Here is a 14,355-nt window from a genome sequence, read left to right as displayed (position 1 = left end):
CCGAGGCGCTATATATAGTGCCTCTCAGGCGAAGCGGCGTTTAAACTTCGCGCCCTTCAAAGAACAACTGCAGCAGAGGAACGACATGCAATCTGTGTCCAGCGTCGACAGCATTTCCCCCCAGACCCTGACCTCCTTCGACGCCCCCGCGGGCAGCGGACAGGCTGCCGCCAGCCCGCTCGCGCACTACCAGATCATCCGGCGCAACGGCGCCGTCGTCCCCTTCGAGCCGAACAAGATCGCCATCGCGATGATGAAGGCCTTCCTGGCCGTGCACGGCACCCAGGGCGCCGCCTCGGCCAGCGTGCGCGAGACGGTCGACGGCCTCACCCAGCAGGTGATCCGCGCCCTGGTGCGCTCGCGCCCGGGCGGCGGCACCTTCCACATCGAGGACGTGCAGGACCAGGTCGAACTGGGCCTGATGCGCGGCGGCCACCATGACATCGCCCGCGCCTACGTGCTGTACCGCGACCGCCGCGCCCAGGAGCGCGCCCGCCAGGGCACGCCGGCCGTGGTGGAGGCGCCGCTGCTGCACGTGGTCGACGGCGGCCAGCGCATCCCGCTGGACCTGGGCCAGCTCAAGGCGCTGATCGAGAACGCCTGCTCGGGCCTGTCGGCCGACGTCAAGCCCGATCCGATCGTGGCCGAGACCATGCGCAACCTGTACGACGGCGTGCCGATCGACGAGGTGTACAAGGCCGCCATCCTGGCCGCCCGCACCCTGATCGAGAAGGATCCGGACTACACCTACGCCACCGCGCGCCTGCTGCTGCACACCATCCGCAAGGAGGTGCTGGGCCAGGACATCACGCCGTCGGCCGCCGCCGAGGCGTACGCCGACAACTTCCCGCTCTTCATCAAGAAGGGCGTGGACGCCGAGCTGCTCAACCCCGACCTGCTGCAGTACGACCTCAAGCGCCTGGGCGGCGCCCTGAAGGCCGACCGCGACCTGAAGTTCGACTACCTCGGCCTGCAGACGCTGTACGACCGCTACTTCCTGCACGTGCGCAAGACCCGCATCGAGCTGCCGCAGGCGTTCTTCATGCGCGTGGCCATGGGCCTGGCGCTCAACGAGATCGACCGCGAGGCGCGCGCCATCGAGTTCTACGAGGTGCTCTCCAGCTTCGACTTCATGTCGTCCACGCCGACGCTGTTCAACAGCGGCACGCTGCGCTCGCAGCTGTCCTCCTGCTACCTGACCACGGTGCCGGACGACCTGGACGGCATCTACGAGTCGATCAAGGAGAACGCGCTGCTGTCCAAGTTCGCCGGCGGCCTGGGCAACGACTGGACCCGCGTTCGCGCGCTGGGCTCGCACATCAAGGGCACCAACGGCGAATCGCAGGGCGTGGTGCCGTTCCTGAAGGTGGTCAACGACACCGCCGTGGCGGTCAACCAGGGCGGCAAGCGCAAGGGCGCGGTCTGCACCTACCTGGAGAGCTGGCACCTGGACATCGAGGAATTCCTCGAGCTGCGCAAGAACACCGGCGACGACCGCCGCCGCACGCACGACATGAACACGGCCAACTGGATCCCGGACCTGTTCATGCGCCGCGTGATGGAAAAGGGCGAGTGGACGCTGTTCTCGCCCTCCTCCGTGCCCGACCTGCACGACAAGTTCGGCACCGACTTCGAGAAGGCCTACGTGGCCTACGAGGAGAAGGCCAAGCGCGGCGAGATCAAGCCCAGCAAGACGGTGCCCGCCAGCGACATGTGGCGCAAGATGCTCTCGATGCTGTTCGAGACCGGCCATCCCTGGATCACCTTCAAGGATGCCTGCAACGTGCGCTCGCCCCAGCAGCACGCCGGCGTGGTGCACTCGTCCAACCTGTGCACCGAGATCACGCTGAACACCAGCGACACCGAGACGGCCGTGTGCAACCTCGGCTCGGTCAACCTGGCCCAGCACCTGAAGAACGGCGCCATCGACCACGACAAGCTGAAGAAGACCGTGTCCACCGCGATGCGGATGCTCGACAACGTGATCGACATCAACTACTACGCGGTCAAGAAGGCGCGCGACTCCAACATGCGCCACCGCCCGGTCGGCCTGGGCGTGATGGCCTTCCAGGACGCGCTGTACGAGCTTCGCATCCCCTACGCGTCGCAGGAGGCCGTCCAGTTCGCCGACGAGTCGATGGAAGCGGTCTGCTACCAGGCCTACTGGGCGTCCACCGAGCTGGCCCGCGAGCGCGGCCGCTACTCCAGCTACAAGGGCTCGCTCTGGGACAAGGGCGTGCTGCCTCCCGACACGCTCGACCTGCTGGCCCGCGAGCGCGGCGGCTGGGTCGAGGTCGACCGGTCCTCCACGCTGGACTGGGAAGCCCTTCGCCGCAAGATCGCCCAGGACGGCATGCGCAACAGCAACTGCGTCGCCATCGCCCCCACCGCCACCATCTCCAACATCATCGGCGTGGACGCGTCGATCGAGCCCTGCTTCGGCAACCTGTCGGTCAAGTCCAACCTGTCCGGCGAGTTCACCGTCATCAACCACTACCTGGTGCGCGACCTCAAGCGCCTGGGCCTGTGGGACGACGTGATGGTCATGGACCTGAAGCACTTCGACGGTTCGCTGCGCCCGATCGACCGCGTGCCGCAGGAGGTCAAGGCCCTGTACGCCACCGCGTTCGAGGTCGAGCCGGTGTGGCTGGTGGAAGCCGCCGCGCGCCGCCAGAAGTGGATCGACCAGGCCCAGTCGCTGAACATCTACATGGCCGGCGCGTCGGGCAAGAAGCTGGACGACACGTACAAGCTGGCGTGGGTGCGCGGCCTCAAGACCACCTACTACCTGCGCACCATCAGCGCCACGCACGCGGAGAAGTCCACCGTGCAATCGGGCCGGCTGAACGCCGTGTCCTCGGGTGCGAGCGGCGGCATGTCCGCTCTCGATGCAGCGGCTGCCGCGGCGCAATCGCAGATGAACGCGACGCCCGCCACCGACATCAAGTTCTGCGCGATCGACGATCCGACGTGCGAGGCTTGCCAATAACAACGAGCAAGGTATCGGCGTTCTCCGACAGGACGCCGATGCAAACGAGCAACAAAATCGCGGCGTGATGTGAATGGACACTTTTCAATACACATCACTGCCCGGATAATCCGAGCACTGGACATCACATGCTGACCTGGGACGACGAAGTCAAGCCCCAACCGCCAATTCCGCCGAGCAGCGGTTCAAACTGGAACCGCGAGGTGAACCCTTCACCGTTGCCGACGGCGGCGCTCCAGATCCAACCCCTGAACTCCACCGCTTCACCGGTGCGCACGCTCGACGACGGTGCGCGCGTTCCGGTGGCGCAACCCGCTCCCGCGCGCGCCGCGGAACCCACCAGCCAGCGCCGCGTCAACGCGGCCGACAAGCGCATCATCAACGGCCAGACCGACGTCAACCAGCTGGTGCCGTTCAAGTACAAGTGGGCCTGGGAGAAGTACCTCGCCACCTGCGCCAACCACTGGATGCCGCAGGAAGTGAACATGACGCGTGACATCGCGTTGTGGAAGGACCCCAACGGCCTGACCGAGGACGAGCGCCGCGTCATCAAGCGCAACCTCGGCTTCTTCGTCACCGCCGACTCGCTGGCCGCCAACAACATCGTGCTGGGCACCTACCGCCACATCACGGCGCCCGAGTGCCGGCAGTTCCTGCTGCGCCAGGCGTTCGAGGAAGCGATCCACACCCACGCCTACCAGTACATCGTGGAGTCGCTCGGCCTGGACGAGGCCGAGATCTTCAACGCGTACAACGAGATCCCGTCGATCCGCGACAAGGACCAGTTCCTGATCCCGTTCATCGGCGCGATCATGGATCCCAACTTCCAGACCGGCACGCCGGAAGCCGACCAGACGCTCCTCAAGAGCCTGATCGTCTTCGCCTGCCTGATGGAAGGCCTGTTCTTCTATGTCGGCTTCACCCAGATCCTGGCGCTGGGCCGGCAGAACAAGATGACCGGTGCCGCCGAGCAGTACCAGTACATCCTGCGGGACGAGTCGATGCACTGCAACTTCGGCATCGATCTGATCAACCAGCTGAAGCTGGAGAACCCGCACCTGTGGACGGCCGAATTCAAGGCCGAGATCCGCGGCCTGTTCATGAAGGCCGTCGAACTCGAATACCGCTATGCCGAGGACACCATGCCCAGGGGCGTGCTGGGCCTCAATGCCTCCATGTTCAAGGGCTACCTGCGCTACATCGCCAACCGGCGCGCCACGCAGATCGGCCTGGAAGCGCTGTTCCCCAACGAGGAGAACCCCTTCCCCTGGATGAGCGAGATGATTGACCTGAAGAAAGAGCGCAATTTCTTCGAAACCCGCGTGATCGAATACCAGTCGGGTGGCGCACTTTCATGGGATTGAAGGCAACTGCGAGTAGTTTGGGTTCGTGAATTCGCCCGCAGGGCAGACCGGCCAGGAAGAAGCCGGCGTCCTGCGGGTTACGGTGTTCATGCGGCTGGGCCCCGGCCCAACCGCATGGATCGCTAGTCGCCACCAACAAGGCTGCTAGTGCTTCTTTCGTTGATATTGATGTCAACTTGAACAGGAGAATGGAAATGGCAACTGCGAAGAAAGCCGCCGCGAAGAAAGCTCCGGCGAAGAAATCGGCCGCCAAGAAGGCGCCGGCGAAGAAGGCCACCGCCAAGAAGGCCCCGGCCAAGAAGGCGGCAGCCAAGAAGGCTCCGGCCAAGAAGGCCGCTGCGAAGAAGGCTCCGGCCCGCAAGACCGCGGCCAAGAAGGCGCCGGCGAAGAAGGCCGCTGCCAAGAAGGCCCCTGCGAAGAAGGCCGCCGCGAAAAAGGCGCCTGCGAAGAAAGCCGCTGCGAAGAAGGCGCCTGCGAAGAAAGCCGCTGCGAAGAAGGCGCCTGCGAAAAAGGCCGCCGCGAAAAAGACCGGCGCCAAGAAGGCCGCGAAAGCGCCTGCGAAAAAGGCCGCGAAAAAGGCTGCGAAAAAGCCGGCTGCGAAAAAGGCCGCCAAAGCCCCTGCTGCCAAGCCCGCGGCTGCGCCAGCCGCGACCGCGGCTCCTGCGGCGCAGACCACTCTGAACCCGCAGGCCGCCTGGCCTTTCCCGACGGCTTCCAAGCCTTAAAGCGGCAGTACGCGCTTTATCCCAAGCCCGGCTTCGGCCGGGCTTTTTCGTTTTCGGGCCCGACGTCGCCCCTTCCGATGGGCCGCGCGGAGCGACACTGCGGCTTGTGAGCTTCTCGCAGTCCGACCTCTTCGGTTCCCCACCGGCCGTGGCGCTGCCGACCGGCTTGCGCTACGAAACCGATTTCCTCGATGCCGCGCAGGAAGCGGCGCTGCTGCGGCAGATCGAGGCGCTCCCGCTCGCGCCGATGAAGTACCAGGGCTTCAGCGCACTGCGCCGCGTGGTCAGCTACGGCGGCCAGTACGACTTCAGCGCCCAGCGCCTGAACGAAGCCGAGCCCCTGCCCGACTGGCTGCAGCCGCTGCGCGAGCAGGCGGCCGCCTGGCTGGGCATCCCGCCCGAGCGCTTCACGCAGGCGCTGGTGGCCGAGTACCGGCCGGGCACGCCGCTGGGCTGGCACCGCGACGTGCCGGACTTCGAGGACGTGGTGGGCATCTCGCTGCTGGACGAGGCCGTGATGCGGTTCCGCCCGTATCCGCCGAAAACCCCGAAGCGGGCCGACGTGATCAAGCTCACCCTCGAGCCGCGCTCCATCTACCTTCTGCGAGGACCGGCCCGCTGGGAATGGCAGCACAGCGTGGCGCCGACGAAATCCCTGCGGTACTCGATCACCTTCAGGACCCCTTCGGGCCGCCGCTGAAGCAACGCCGCGGACGCACCGGTCAGGACGGCGCCGAAGCCAGCGCGATGCGCCTGCGCAGCAGCGCCGCCTCTTCCTGCGCGCCCCGCTGCTCGGCCAACTGCAGCTGCGCGCCCAGCCAGGCGAGCAGGGGCCTGCGCCAGCCCTGGCGCGACGCCGTGTCCGCCGCCAGCTGCATCAGCTGCGGCGATCCGCCTCCCGAGCGCATGAGGACACCGGCGGCCACGAGCCTCGCAAGCGGGTCGGCCATCGCTTCCACCGCCTTCGCATCCGCGGCGCCGCCCGCGACGCTGCGGTGCTGCGAAGGCAACAGCTCGGGCGACACGCGCGCGCCCTGCAGGTAGTCGGCATAGGCCCTCTCCGGCGCCCCGACATCCGCGCGCAAGGCTTCAAACCCCGCACAAGGCTCGAACACCAGGCTGGCCACCTGCAGCGCGCACCGGGTGAGCTCCGCCCGCGCCACCAGGCTGGCCTGCGCCGTCGCCGCCAGCTCGCGCCGCGCGCGCGCGAACTCCGCATCGGCCGCACGCGTCTGGCCGGCGAGCCAGGCCTGCTCGAAGCGCTCCAGCGCGCCATGGGCATTGACCTGCCAGTCCGGCGCCGGCGGCTTGCTGCCGCAGGCGCCGAGCAGCGCGGTGACCAGGACGACAAGGGCTAGCTTCACGGAAGCTTGATCTCCGTCTCGCGCGCGAACGGCCACTTGCGGTTGATCTCGTTGATCAGCGACTCGACCTTGCGCAGGTTGGCTTCGACCTCGCCGCGCAGCGGCGCCAGGTCCTGGGTGGCGCCGCGCACGTTGGCGCCGACCGCCTGCGCCTCCACCAGCACCGCATCCACCTTCTGGAGACTCGCGCGAGTGTCGGCCAGCAGCCCGTTGAGCTGGACCACGGTGGCGCGCGCCTCGCGCACCACGCCCTCGGGCCCGAACACCTGGGTGTCGGCCTTGGCCGCCAGCGTGTCGAAGCGCGCCAGCAGCGCATTGGTGCGCTCCACCGTCGCCATCAGCTTGCGGGCGTCGGCCTCGTTGCCGAACAGCACGCCCAGCGCACCCTGCGGCCCCTTCAGCTTATCGGTGATGGCCTGCACGTTGCCGATGCTGTTGCGCAGGGCCGCGTCGTTGGCCGTCATGGCGGTGAGGTTCTCCAGCACCTCGCGGGCCGAGGCGATCACCCGCGGCAATTCGGCCGTGGCGTCCCCGCGCAGCACCGGCCGCACCGCGCCATCGGGCAGCGGCGGATCGGTCAGGACGCCGGTGAACGCGCGGATGGCGGTGCCGCCGACCAGCCCGCGCACCAGCGTGAAGACGCTGCCCGTTCGCAGCCAGCGCGCGTCCTTCCGGGCCACGTCGATCAGGATGCGCACCTCCCCGGTCGGGCCGAGTTCGACGCGGCGCACGCGTCCGATCGGAAAGCCGGAGAACGTCATGTCCATGCCGACCGCCACGCCCTCGGAGTCGTCGGTGGTCAGCACCAGCTGCTGCGTCGGCTCGAACACGCCCCGCGCGTACAGCAGGTACATCACGGCCGCGCCGATCAGCAGCACCGTGAACAGCAGCAGCAGCCGCGCCTTGGCGGCCAGGTGCGGCACCGCGGGCGCCGCCGCGGGTTCCGAATCCTGCAGGGGGGTCTGGTCCATCGCGCCCTAGTAGTAGTTGCCCACCAGCGAGACCGACTCCAGCAGCAACAGCACGGCGAACATGCGCACCAGCCCCTGCAGGGCCGCGCTCTCGCGCGAGCTGGGCGTGGCGGTGTCCTCGTGCGCGCCGGACGCCATCGGGATGGTGGAGACGGCCAGCGCGAAGAACGCTGTCTTGATCGCGAAGATCATGCTCACCGACGGGTTGAACACGTGGCCGAACATGCGCGTGTACGCTGGCAGCCCCGCAGGCGTGAGCTGGTAGACGGCCAAGTAAGCCAGCACCGCCGCGACGAAGCAGCTCAGGGCCGCCAGCGTGATGGTGGAGAAGGCGCCGGCCAGCATGCGCGGCAGCACCTCGCGCACCAGCGGGTCCACGCCCGCGCGGCGCAGCGCCTGGAAGCGGCCGCTGCGCCGCATCTCCGCCAGCGCGGCGCCGTTGGGGATGGTGCAGCGCAGCGCCACGAACAGGGCCGCGGTCAGCGGGATCAGCTCCAGCACCAGCACGCGGATCACCATCTCCAGCGCGTACTGCGACAGGCCGTAGCTCTGGGCCGTGACCACCACGATGCGCGTGAGCACCACGGTCAGCAGCGCGCACAGCATCGAGAAGCCGAGGAGGATCGGCGCCGTGTCGGTCCACGCATGCCGCGCGAGCGCCGCGCGCGTGCGCGGATCGCGGTAGCTGGAGGGCGACAGCGCCAGCACCATCAGCACCGCGCCGAAGAAGATCACGTCCCACCAGCTCAACAGCCAGCGCAGCGGTGCCGAGGCGGGACTCGCGCCCAGACGGTGCTGCCGGAGAGGAGCCGATGTCATGCGTCCGATGATAGCGAGCCCTTCCCTTCCCCACAGGCTCGGGCGGTGCTTCTGCAAGTGCACCGCGATCGTGCTGCAATCCGTCGTCACCGGAGGCCCCCATGCGAGACCACGACTTCGACCTCTTCGTCATCGGCGGCGGCAGCGGCGGCGTGCGCGCGGCGCGGATGGCGGCCCAGCGCGGCGCCCGGGTGGCGCTGGCCGAAGCCGCCGCGCTGGGCGGCACCTGCGTCAACGTCGGCTGCATCCCCAAGAAGCTTTACAGCTACGCCGCGCACTATTCGCACGACTTCGCCGAGGCCGCGGGTTTCGGCTGGGACGTGGGCGAACCGGCGCTGGACTGGCCCCGGTTGAAGGCCAACCGCGCCCGGGAGATCGCACGTCTGAACGGCGTGTACGAGCAGCTGCTCACCGGCGCCGGGGTGCAGTTGATCCGAGGCTGGGCGCAACTCCTGGACGGCCATTCGGTCAAGGTGCAGACGACAGCAGGCCCACGCACGCATTCGGCCCGACACGTGCTGATCGCCACCGGCGGCACCGCCTCGGTGCCTCCGCTGCCGGGAAGGAACCTGGCCGTGACGTCGGACAGCATGTTCGACCTCGATCCCTTCCCACGCCGGCTCGTGGTGGTGGGCGGGGGCTACATCGCCTGCGAGTTCGCCTCCATCTTCCGGGGCCTGGGCGCGCAGGTGAGCCTGCTCTACCGTGGCGAACAGATCCTGCGCGGCTTCGACGACGAGGTGCGGCACTTCATCGCCGGCGAGATGCTCAAGTCGGGCATCGACCTGCGGCTGGGGACGGAGGTCGAATCGATGACGAACGCGAACGACGGGGTGGACGTCGCGCTGCGGGATGGCAGCCGCCTGGGCGCCGAGACGGTGCTGTTCGCCACCGGCCGCGTGCCGAACGTCGAAGGGCTGGGCCTGGACGCCGCGGGCGTGAAGCAAGGCCATCTGGGCGCCATCGAAGTGGACGCCCACCATCGCACCTCGCGGCCATCCGTCTACGCGGTGGGCGACGTCACCGCCCGCCTGCAGCTCACGCCGGTCGCCCTGGCGGAGGCCATGGCGGTCGTGGACCACCTGTTCGGCGACGGCCGCCGGCGCATGGACTACGACCTGGTGCCCACCGCCGTCTTCACCCATCCCCCCATCGGCACGGTGGGACTGACCGAGGAGCAGGCGCGCGAGAAGTTCGCGCGGGTGGCCGTATTCCGCAGCGAGTTCAAGCCGCTGCGCCACACATTGAGCGGCAGCAGCGAGCGTTGCCTGATGAAGCTGGTGGTGGACGTTGCGAGCGACCGCGTGGTCGGCCTGCACATGGTGGGCCCCGAGGCCGGCGAAGTGGTCCAGGGCTTCGCGGTGGCGATGAAGGCGGGCGCCACCAAGGCGCTGTTCGATGCCACCATCGGCATCCACCCGACCGTTGCGGAAGAGTTCGTCACGATGCGCGAGCCGGTGCGCTGAAAACAAGAACGCCGTCGCACCCGAAGGTGGACGGCGTCCAAAGGAATGAGGGAGCGGGCCGGTCAGTTGTAAGGACGGCCGTAGCTGCGGGTGAGCGAAGACTGCTTGCTGTCTTCTTCCGGCGGCAGGTAGATGGTGGTGCGATCGATCTTGGAGTCGTAGGCCGCCAGTTCGGCGGTGGCGCTGCGGATCACCGCGCGGTCCAGGGGATGGCATTGCCGCTGACTGAGCTTGGAGAGCTGCTCGGACTTCTCGATCGTCTCCCGCACGGCGGCCGGATCCATCATCAGGGCGAAGGGGTTTGCGGCCAACGCTGCTGTCGTCATGGACTCACTCCTGTTCAAGTTTTCTGAGGTGTTCTCGGGTGGGAGTGAATGTCGCCGTTGGGCCAAAGATGTAACGTCAGGTGAGTTCGTTACGCTTTGTAGGACGCCTTCGCACGGCCCGAAAGAGGGGTCCGGACCCTCGAATGAGAGCCACTGCACAATAAGCCGCATGCCCTACATGCCCCCCTTCATCGCGCCCACTCGCCACAGCGATCCGGAGAGCGCGCTGGCCCAGGTGAGGACCATCTACACGCAGCAGATCCACCATCTGCGCGACGCCATGCAGCGGTTCGTGTCGGGCGAGACGCTGCCGGGCCATGTGCGGGCCTGCTATCCCTACGTGCGCATCAGCACCGAAACGGCGGTGCCGCAGGATGTGCTGGAGAACCTCGGCCTGTCCTACGGCTTCGTCTCGGGCGCGGGCCGCTTCGAGACCACGCTGACCCGGCCGGACCTGTACGGCAACTACTACCTCGAGCAGTTCCGGCTGCTGCGGCAAAGCCACGGCGTCGACCTGGAGGTAGGCACCAGCACCGAGCCGATCCCGGTGCACTTCTCCTTTGCCGAGAACGACCACATCGAGGGCACGCTCAGCCCGGCCCGCCGCGCGATGCTGCGCGACATGTTCGACCTGCCCGACCTGGGCGCGATGGACGACGGCATCGCCAACGGCAACTGGGAATCGCGGCCGGGCGAGGCGCTGCCGCTGTCCCTGTTCACCGCGGCGCGGGTCGACTATTCGCTGCACCGGCTGCGCCACTACACCGCCACCGCGCCCGACTGGTTCCAGAACTTCGTGCTGTTCACCAACTACCAGTTCTACATCGACGAGTTCGTGCGGCTCGGGCACGAGGAGATGGCCAACGGCGACAGCGACTACACGGCCTTCGTGGAGCCGGGCAACGTGGTCACGCGCCGCGTCGGCCTGGGCTCGACGGGCCCCGAAGGCCACGGAGGCACCGCGCCCGCGCGGCTGCCGCAGATGCCGGCCTACCACCTGATCCGGCCCGACCACACCGGCATCACCATGGTCAACATCGGCGTCGGCCCGGCCAACGCCAAGACCATCACCGACCACATCGCCGTGCTGCGGCCGCATGCCTGGCTGATGCTGGGGCACTGCGCGGGCCTGCGCAGCAGCCAGCAGCTGGGCGACTACGTGCTGGCCCATGCCTACGTGCGCGAGGACCACGTGCTCGACGAGGAACTGCCCGTGTGGGTGCCGATCCCGGCGCTGGCCGAGATCCAGCTGGCGCTGGAGAAGGCCGTGGCCGACGTGACGCAGTGCGAAGGCGCGGCGCTCAAGCGCATCATGCGCACCGGCACCGTGGCCAGCACCGACAACCGCAACTGGGAGCTGCTGCCCGGCAACGAGCCGCAGCGCCGCTTCAGCCAGAGCCGCGCGGTGGCCCTGGACATGGAAAGCGCCACGATCGCGGCCAACGGTTTCCGCTTCCGCGTGCCCTACGGCACCCTGCTTTGCGTGAGCGACAAGCCGCTGCACGGCGAGATCAAGCTGCCCGGCATGGCCAACCAGTTCTACCGCGAGCGGGTCGACCAGCACCTGCGCATCGGCATGCGGGCCATCGAGATCCTGCGCGCCGGCGGCAGCCAGCGGCTGCACAGCCGCAAGCTGCGCGCTTTCGACGAGGTGGCTTTCCAGTAAGTCGCTAGAGCGGGCTGGTGGCGCCCGCGATGGCGCCCATCGCCTCGCCCAGGCGCACGGGCTTGGTCGGCGCCCAGTCGGGGTGGAAGCTGACCACGTCCTGCGGGAACAGCATCACGATGGTGGAGCCGAGCAGGAAACGGCCCATCTCCTGGCCCTTGCGCAGCACGATGTCCTGGCCGCGGTAGTCCCAGCGCACCACGCGGTGCGGCCGCGGCGGGTTGACCACGCCATGCCACACCGTGGCCACGCTGCCCACGATGGTGGCGCCCACCAGCACGTTGACGAAGGGGCCGAACTCGGTCTCGAACTCGCAGACCACCCGCTCGTTGCGCGCGAACAGGCCCGGCACGTGGCGCGCCGTCACCGGGTTCACCGAGAACAGGTCACCCGGCACGTAGGCCATGGACACCAGCCGGCCGTCGCAGGGCATGTGGATGCGGTGGTAATCCTTGGGCGCGAGGTACAGCGTGGCGAAGTGGCCGTGGTCGAAGCGGCGCGCCAGGTCCGCGTCGCCGGCCAGCAGCGCCGTCGTGGAGTAGCTGTGGCCCTTGGCCTGGAAGATCTGGTCGTGCTCGATCGGCCCGTACTGGCTGATCGCCGCATCCACCGGGCAGACCAGGGATGCGTCGGCGATCGGGCGCGCGCCCGCGCGCAGCGCTCGGGTGAAGAAGTCGTTGAAGCTCGCGTACGACTCGATGCGCGGATCGGCCGCCTCCTGCATGTTCACGCCGTAGTGGGCGACGAAGCGGCGCACCAGGGCACGGGTGAAAGCCCCGCCATGAAGGTCCGCGAGCTTGCCCATCAGCACGGTGAGCAGTTTCTTGGGCAGCAGGTACTGCTGCTGGATGGAAAGAGGTGGGAACAAGCGCGAACACCTTGGAGTGGGCCAAAAATTCTAAGCGGCGGCGCGGCTTTGCGGGCTGCGACACAATGCCCCGCACATGTCCGTGCCCCTGTTCGAAGCCCGCGAGCTGCGCAAACGCTACGGCGGGACCGTCGTGGTCGACGGCCTGTCCTTCCACATCGCCCCCGGCGAGTGCCTGGGCGTCATCGGCCCCAACGGCGCCGGCAAGACCACCACCATCCGCATGTGCCTGGGCCTGACCGCGCCGGACGAAGGCGCTATCACCGCCCTGGGACTGACCATGCCGCGCGATGCCCTGGCCATCAAGGCGCAGGTCGGCGTGGTGAGCCAGTTCGACTCGCTCGATCCCGACTTCAGCTGCGCCGAGAACCTGCTGGTGTACGGCCGCTACTTCGGCCTGCCCGGCGCGCTCATCCATGAGCGCATCCCGCGGCTGCTGGAGTTCGCCGCGCTGTCGCACAAGGCCAAGGCGCGGCCGGTGGAACTCTCGGGCGGCATGCGCCGGCGCCTGTCGCTGGCCCGGGCGCTGGTGAACGACCCGCGCCTCTTGATGCTGGATGAGCCCACCACGGGCCTGGACCCGCAGGCCCGCCACCTGATGTGGGAGCGGCTGCAGCTGCTGCTCCAGCAGGGCAAGTCCATCCTGCTCACCACCCACTTCATGGATGAGGCCGAGCGCCTGTGTTCGCGCCTCATCGTGCTGGACCACGGCCGCAAGATCGCCGAAGGCACGCCGCGCGAGCTGATCGCGCGGCACCTGGAGCCCGACGTGGTCGAGGCCTACGGCAACGGCGCGCTCGCGCTGGTCGACTCGCCGCTGCGCCATCTGGCCGCGCGGGTGGAGGTCAGCGGCGAGACGGTGTTCTTCTACACGCAGGATGCGCGCGCCCTGCTCGATGCCCTGTCGGCGCATCACGGCCTGCGCACCCTGCACCGGCCGGCGAACCTGGAGGACCTGTTCCTCAAGCTCACCGGCCGCCAGATCCGGGAGGATGGATGACGGTCCGCAGCGCCCTGCGTTTCCCCGACCTGTCGCTGCGCTGGTGGCCGGTGTTCCAGCGCAACCTGCTGGTGTGGCGCAAGCTCGCCGTGCCCAGCCTGATCGGCAACATCGCCGAGCCGCTGATGTGGCTGGTGGCGTTCGGCTACGGCATGGGCGCGCTGGTCGGACAGGTGCAGCTGGAGGGCCGCGCCGTGCCCTACATCGTGTTCCTGGCCAGCGGCTCGATCTGCATGAGCGCGATGAACGCGGCCTCGTTCGAGGCGCTGTACTCGGCCTTCTCGCGCATGCACGTACAAAAAACCTGGGACGGCATCATGAACGCGCCGGTCAGCCTGGACAGCGTGGTGCTGGCCGAGATGCTGTGGGCCGCCTTCAAGTCGATCTTCACCGTCACGGCCATCCTGGTGGTGATGCTGGCACTGGGGATCAGCCACAGCCCCAAGCTGCTGGCCGCCTGGCCCATCCTGCTGGGCGCGGGCGTCACCTTCTCCTGCGTCGCCCTGATCTTCAACGCCCTGGCCAAGGGCTACGATTTCTTCACCTACTACTTCACGCTCTTCCTCACGCCGATGATGTTCCTCTCGGGCGTCTTCTTCCCGCGCGATCAGCTGCCCGGCGCGCTGCGGCAGGTCTCGGACTGGTTGCCGCTGACCAACGCGGTGGAGCTGGTGCGCCCGCTCTTCATCGACGAATGGCCCGCGCAGCCCCTGCGCCACGCGCTGGTGCTGGCGGCGTACGCCGTCGTTTCCTTCTGGCTGGCGCTCGCCCTCACGCGGCGCCGCTTCGGGCAGTAG

General features: G+C 68.1%; 13 protein-coding genes. 8 read left to right on the top strand and 5 right to left on the bottom strand.

The features are described from left to right. The first annotated feature begins 85 nt into the window (after nt 1-85). The 4 genes from ASG30_RS00615 (at nt 86) to ASG30_RS00600 (ending at nt 5,778) form a co-directional block, all read left to right on the top strand. The gene (locus tag ASG30_RS00615) at nt 86-2,989 is read left to right on the top strand and encodes a ribonucleoside-diphosphate reductase subunit alpha (protein ID WP_055891062.1); all 2,904 of its coding nucleotides are present in this window, start codon (nt 86-88) and stop codon (nt 2,987-2,989) included. A gap of 128 nt (nt 2,990-3,117) precedes the next feature. Beyond that, nucleotides 3,118-4,353 (top strand): ribonucleotide-diphosphate reductase subunit beta, encoded by a 1,236-nt coding sequence (locus ASG30_RS00610; RefSeq protein ID WP_055891058.1) that lies wholly within the window; start codon nt 3,118-3,120, stop codon nt 4,351-4,353. A gap of 194 nt (nt 4,354-4,547) precedes the next feature. Further along, nucleotides 4,548-5,078: a histone H1-like DNA-binding protein gene (locus ASG30_RS00605; RefSeq protein WP_055891056.1), complete on the top strand. Its 531-nt coding sequence runs from the start codon at nt 4,548-4,550 to the stop codon at nt 5,076-5,078. Nucleotides 5,079-5,184: 106 nt separating this feature from the next. Then, the gene (locus ASG30_RS00600; RefSeq protein WP_055891053.1) at nt 5,185-5,778 is read left to right on the top strand and encodes an alpha-ketoglutarate-dependent dioxygenase AlkB; all 594 of its coding nucleotides are present in this window, start codon (nt 5,185-5,187) and stop codon (nt 5,776-5,778) included. Between the two features lie 22 nt (nt 5,779-5,800). On the opposite strand, the gene ASG30_RS00595 is transcribed toward ASG30_RS00600, so the two are convergent. Genes ASG30_RS00595 through ASG30_RS00585 form a run of 3 tightly spaced genes read right to left on the bottom strand, consistent with a single transcriptional unit; the run spans nt 5,801 to nt 8,232 of the window. Further along, complete coding sequence (locus ASG30_RS00595; RefSeq protein WP_156385367.1) at nt 5,801-6,442, bottom strand: hypothetical protein; 642 nt, start codon at nt 6,440-6,442, stop codon at nt 5,801-5,803. Then, nucleotides 6,439-7,413, bottom strand: coding sequence for an MlaD family protein (locus ASG30_RS00590; protein ID WP_055891047.1), 975 nt, complete (start codon nt 7,411-7,413; stop codon nt 6,439-6,441). The genes ASG30_RS00595 and ASG30_RS00590 overlap by 4 nt, the downstream gene beginning before the upstream one ends. A 6-nt stretch (nt 7,414-7,419) precedes the next feature. After that, nucleotides 7,420-8,232: an MlaE family ABC transporter permease gene (locus ASG30_RS00585; RefSeq protein ID WP_055891044.1), complete on the bottom strand. Its 813-nt coding sequence runs from the start codon at nt 8,230-8,232 to the stop codon at nt 7,420-7,422. A 101-nt stretch (nt 8,233-8,333) separates the two neighbouring features. Between ASG30_RS00585 and gorA the strand changes: the two genes are divergently transcribed. Then, nucleotides 8,334-9,698 carry a glutathione-disulfide reductase gene (gene gorA, locus ASG30_RS00580; RefSeq protein WP_055891041.1) on the top strand — a complete coding sequence of 455 codons (1,365 nt, stop codon included), beginning with the start codon at nt 8,334-8,336 and terminating at the stop codon, nt 9,696-9,698. Between the two features lie 62 nt (nt 9,699-9,760). On the opposite strand, the gene ASG30_RS00575 is transcribed toward gorA, so the two are convergent. Continuing rightward, nucleotides 9,761-10,024: a hypothetical protein gene (locus ASG30_RS00575; RefSeq protein WP_200947213.1), complete on the bottom strand. Its 264-nt coding sequence runs from the start codon at nt 10,022-10,024 to the stop codon at nt 9,761-9,763. 169 nt (nt 10,025-10,193) lie between these two features. Here ASG30_RS00575 and ASG30_RS00570 point away from each other — a divergent pair, with 169 nt between their 5' ends. Then, a complete protein-coding gene (locus ASG30_RS00570; RefSeq protein WP_055891036.1) occupies nt 10,194-11,690 on the top strand; it encodes an AMP nucleosidase in 1,497 nt (498 codons plus the stop codon). Between the two features lie 4 nt (nt 11,691-11,694). Here ASG30_RS00570 and asd read toward each other — a convergent pair whose 3' ends face one another. Continuing rightward, on the bottom strand, nt 11,695-12,495 hold the full coding sequence (gene asd / locus ASG30_RS00565) for an archaetidylserine decarboxylase (RefSeq protein ID WP_082521826.1): 801 nt from the start codon (nt 12,493-12,495) through the stop codon (nt 11,695-11,697). 139 nt (nt 12,496-12,634) lie between these two features. Here asd and ASG30_RS00560 point away from each other — a divergent pair, with 139 nt between their 5' ends. After that, nucleotides 12,635-13,558, top strand: a complete 924-nt coding sequence (locus tag ASG30_RS00560) for an ATP-binding cassette domain-containing protein (protein ID WP_055891031.1) — start codon at nt 12,635-12,637, stop codon at nt 13,556-13,558. Continuing rightward, nucleotides 13,555-14,355 (top strand): ABC transporter permease, encoded by an 801-nt coding sequence (locus ASG30_RS00555; RefSeq protein ID WP_055891028.1) that lies wholly within the window; start codon nt 13,555-13,557, stop codon nt 14,353-14,355. Before ASG30_RS00560 ends, ASG30_RS00555 begins: the two co-directional genes overlap by 4 nt.

The sequence above is a fragment of the Ramlibacter sp. Leaf400 genome (assembly GCF_001424545.1).
Classification (GTDB): domain Bacteria; phylum Pseudomonadota; class Gammaproteobacteria; order Burkholderiales; family Burkholderiaceae_C; genus Ramlibacter.
The sequence above is the reverse complement of the archived record's forward strand: the minus strand, read 5'-3'. Positions and strand labels throughout refer to the sequence as shown.